The sequence below is a fragment of the Blautia sp. MCC270 genome, from assembly GCF_018785605.1.
Classification (GTDB): Bacteria; Bacillota; Clostridia; order Lachnospirales; family Lachnospiraceae; genus Blautia_A; species Blautia_A fusiformis.
Genome location: NZ_WQQD01000083.1, coordinates 1 through 671, shown reverse-complemented (window position 1 = coordinate 671; position 671 = coordinate 1). Strand labels below are relative to the sequence as shown.

Genomic DNA, 671 nt, shown 5'->3' with positions numbered 1-671 from the left:
TTATGAACACATCAAATATCACAAATTACAAGCCAAAAGATTTTGCTGAACTGTTAGGTGTATCTGTAAAAACATTACAGCGTTGGGATAGAGAAGGAACTCTAAGGGCAAACCGAACTCCAACTGATAGACGTTATTACACTTATGACCAATATCTGCAATTCAAAGGAATAAGTACTGAAGATGACCAACGTCAGGTGGTTATTTATGCCAGGGTATCTACAAGAAATCAAAAAGATGATTTACAAAACCAGGTTGCATTTTTACGACAGTTTTGTAATGCCAAAGGTATTATTGTAGACCAGTGTATTGAAGATTATGGAAGTGGCCTTAATTACAATCGTAAAAAGTGGAACGAATTATTAGATGAAGTGATGGAACAAAAAATCAAAACCATAATCGTAACTCACAAAGATAGATTTATCAGATTTGGTTACGACTGGTTTGAAAAATTTTGTGCGAAATTCAATACGACCATCGTGGTAGTGAACAATGAAGAACTATCACCACAAGAAGAACTCGTGCAGGATATTGTTTCAATACTCCAGGTGTTCTCTTGCAGGTTGTACGGACTTCGTAAGTATAAAAAACAAATAGAAAGGGATGTGGAAATTGCTAAGGAGCTTCAAGACGGAAATAAATCCGTCAGAGGAACAGAAAGTCAAGATTCA

1 protein-coding gene is annotated in these 671 nt (G+C 35.8%); it reads left to right on the top strand.

What is annotated here, in order from left to right; all coding sequences use genetic code 11:
- Positions 1-17 precede the first annotated feature (17 nt).
- The coding region (locus GPK58_RS12585; RefSeq protein ID WP_215638745.1) for an IS607 family transposase at positions 18-671 on the top strand (654 nt) is incomplete at its 3' end.